Raw genomic sequence first — 3,455 nt, forward strand, 5'->3', positions numbered from 1 at the left:
CCACCCCTGTGGCTCTGCAGGCTCCTGCCATCGGTTGATCTGGAATCAACAAACGATTCAGATCAACTGAGTCGGAAAGCCCCCTCCTCGGAGGGGGCTTTTTGTTGTGTCTGCTGTTCCTGTGGTTCCGATCTCTCAACAAAAGATTGCCAACCCCTCAGCAACGCTTTGAGTCGACTCAGCAAAAAGGAACTATCGCAACGTTGACCCGCCAACCAGGTGCTGACCGCTCACTGAAGGAGCTTTTGCCTGAATTAATCCAGGATTCAACCGTTTTGGCTGATCGGCATGAGCTGGACTTCCTGTGGGTGGTCCAGATCTGGCAGCACGTGCAGAACATGCGCGGGCGTGCAGGACTGCAATGAATCAGACGCAAACCCTGATCCAGCACCTCGGCTTGATGCCCCATCCAGAGGGGGGCTGGTACCGCGAGTTGCATCGCAGCCCAGACCAAGTTCAACTACAGGACGGTGCCGAGCGATCTGCCTTGACGGCCATTCTGTTTTTGCTGCCCGCCGGTGCCATCAGTTGCTGGCATCGGGTGATCGGTGGAGACGAAGTCTGGACGCACATTGATGGGGCAACGCTGGAGTTCTTTCAGTGCCAGGCCGATGGCACAGGGCTGCAACGTGATGCTTTGTATGCATCCAACCCCGTCCAGGTGGTTCCCGCCAACGCCTGGCAGGCGACGCGGAGTCTGGGTGATTACTCCCTTGTGAGCTGTTGTGTAGGGCCGGGGTTTGACTTCTGTGATTTCGAGATGGCCCGGCAGCATCCCGCGACAGAACGTCCGAAATTGCCCCATCCGGAGTTGATCTGAACCGATGGCTTCGTAGCCTCACCACATCGATCAATGGCCATGGGCAGCAGCTTCGGCGACCTCTTCCGGATCAGCACCTTCGGTGAATCCCACGGGGGAGGGGTGGGTGTGATTATTGAGGGCTGTCCACCACGGCTCAGCCTCAGCGTCGAGTCGATTCAGGCCGAACTGGATCGACGCAAGCCAGGCCAAAGCCACATCACCACCCCGCGCAAGGAAGTGGACCAGGTGGAAATTCTCAGTGGCCTGCTGGATGGCGACATGACGCTTGGCACCCCGATTGCCATGGTCGTGCGGAACAAGGACCAACGGCCCGGGGATTACGAGGACATGGCGGTCGCCTTTCGGCCCTCCCATGCCGATGCCACCTACCAGGCGAAGTATGGAATTCAGGCCCGCAGCGGTGGGGGACGTGCATCAGCGCGGGAAACCATCGGCCGTGTCGCTGCAGGTGCGATCGCCAAACAACTGCTGAAACAAGCAACAGGAACTGAAATCCTGGCCTGGGTGAAGAGGATCCACACCATCGAAGCCTCCGGCATCGATCCACAGCAGGTTCAGCTGAGCGAGGTGGAGGCCAACATCGTTCGGTGTCCCGAGCCAGCGATCGCCGAGCAGATGATTGAACGCATCGAAGCCATTGGCCGCGATGGTGATTCCTGCGGCGGGGTGATCGAATGCGTGGTGCGCCATCCCGCCATTGGTCTAGGCATGCCGGTGTTCGACAAACTCGAAGCCGACCTCGCCAAAGCTGTGATGTCGTTGCCGGCCACCAAGGGATTTGAAATTGGGTCTGGTTTCGATGGAACGGTGTTGAAAGGCAGCGAGCACAACGATGCCTTTGTGCCGAGCGACGATGGTCGGCTGAAGACCGCCACCAACAATTCCGGCGGCATCCAAGGAGGAATCAGCAACGGTGAGCCGATTGTGATCCGGGTGGCCTTCAAGCCAACGGCCACGATCCGCAAAGAGCAGCAAACCATCGATTCCGATGGCAAGGCAACCACACTCGCGGGGAAAGGACGGCACGACCCCTGCGTTCTGCCTCGAGCCGTACCGATGGTGGAGGCGATGGTGGCACTCGTTCTGGCTGATCACCTGCTGAGGCAGCAGGGGCAATGCAGCCTTTGGTGAGCACCACCCCCTCCAGTTAGATCAAACGGAACCCACCGCTGTGCTGGAGCTGGAGCTCACCGCCGCTACGGCCGCTTTCGTCTTTGCGCGCTGCGGGTCCGGCAAGCGGGCTTCTTGCTGGCCTGAACCTTAGCTGAGGCTGGTTTCTTGGCAGCCATCGTTTTCTTCACCGTCCGGCGCGCACGACCTGTCGTTCCACGGCTGCGATGACTCAACACCAAGGCCCACTCCTAATCGCTGAGGGTGAATGGCTTGCTGCTATGGGCATAGGACAGCTTGGCCGCCTTCTCGATGTCCTTGATCAGATTGGTCCATGACGTAGAAAAACGCTTGTCAGACTGCGATTTCGCTCCGCTCTCCACCAGGGTCTCTACGACCCCAGCAGCCGAAACCTTCTTGCGCCGGCAATTGAAAATCTCCTTCTGAAGCTGAGCGATCAGGGCATCGGCCTTATCGCTGAGCTTGATCGTGAGCTACGACATGACGCAGTTAAATAGCTATCTCATCTGTAGCGTCTTGGACGCATATCGACCAGTTGTTGGCATCAGCGCTGGCTTCTCGATTGGTGCAGCCAGTCGAGAAGTGCCTGGAAGGCAGGCAGCGATCCCACCACCCTGCCGCCCAGGGCCACGGCGCCATGCCCAGCCTCTAGCCATGCAGGGAGATCGCCCACCTCAAGACCACCGGCCGCAATAACGAAGGGCAGGGGACCGAGGGGTGCTTGCAAGCGGCTCCAGTAGCCAGGTCCCAGATTGGCAGCGGGAAACAGCTTGACGACACGACAGCCGAACCGCATGGCCTGATGAACCTCGGTGGGGCTAAAGACCCCAGGCACCAGCAAAACCCCAAGCCCTCTGGCCTGCGCCACAAGCTCCGGGCACCAGCAAGGTGCCATCGCATAGCTGAGATCCAGCCGCGATAGATCGTTGAGCGCCTTGGAGACCGTCACCGAGGCCGCCCCCAAATTCAGTCCAGGGCAATGGTCCTGCACCCGTTGCATGAACCCGATCCAGCCAGGCTGGTCAAGCCAGGCCACTTCGAGATGTCGAAGTCCTGCAGCATATAACTGCTGCACCTGCTCCAACAAACCAGACCCCAAACTTGAAGCCACGAGGTCGTCGGGCTCAGGCCGAATCACCAACAAAAGAGGCTGATGCTGCAGGGATGCAACCAAAAGTTCCTGCCGCACCAGCCAAGGGTTGGAAGACGAATCGAAATCAGACGTATTCGGCGACCCGGACGTCACGTTTAATCAGCAGCTCCTGAAGCTCTTCAGCATCAACAGTCTCCTGCTCAACGAGCATCTCGGCCAATTCATCCAAAACGGCTCGATTGTCAACAAGAACCTTGGTGGCGCGCTTGTAGGCCACGTCCACCAGCTCGGAAACCTCTTTGTCGATCATCGCGGCGGTTTCCTCAGAAAAGTCACGCTCCGCAGCGATGTCGCGTCCAAGGAACATGCCACCTTGCGCACGCCCAAGAGCAACGGGACCCAGTTCGT

3 protein-coding genes and 1 pseudogene are annotated in these 3,455 nt (G+C 59.0%); 2 read left to right on the plus strand and 2 right to left on the minus strand.

All coding sequences use genetic code 11. The annotated features are described in order from the left end of the window. Window positions 1–361: 361 nt before the first annotated feature. The gene (locus ACGVJ8_RS04665) at window positions 362–820 is read left to right on the plus strand and encodes a cupin domain-containing protein (protein ID WP_392345867.1); all 459 of its coding nucleotides are present in this window, start codon (window positions 362–364) and stop codon (window positions 818–820) included. Window positions 821–859: 39 nt separating this feature from the next. Next, window positions 860–1,954: a chorismate synthase gene (gene aroC / locus ACGVJ8_RS04670; protein WP_392345870.1), complete on the plus strand. Its 1,095-nt coding sequence runs from the start codon at window positions 860–862 to the stop codon at window positions 1,952–1,954. Window positions 1,955–2,498: 544 nt separating this feature from the next. On the opposite strand, the gene ACGVJ8_RS04675 is transcribed toward aroC, so the two are convergent. Further along, on the minus strand, window positions 2,499–3,143 hold the full coding sequence (locus ACGVJ8_RS04675; RefSeq protein ID WP_392345872.1) for a bifunctional 4-hydroxy-2-oxoglutarate aldolase/2-dehydro-3-deoxy-phosphogluconate aldolase: 645 nt from the start codon (window positions 3,141–3,143) through the stop codon (window positions 2,499–2,501). Between the two features lie 28 nt (window positions 3,144–3,171). Next, a pseudogene (locus ACGVJ8_RS04680) lies at window positions 3,172–3,455 on the minus strand (cell division protein FtsH); the annotation flags it as partial.

The organism is Parasynechococcus sp. (assembly GCF_042954245.1).
In the GTDB taxonomy this organism is placed as follows: domain Bacteria; phylum Cyanobacteriota; class Cyanobacteriia; order PCC-6307; family Cyanobiaceae; genus Parasynechococcus.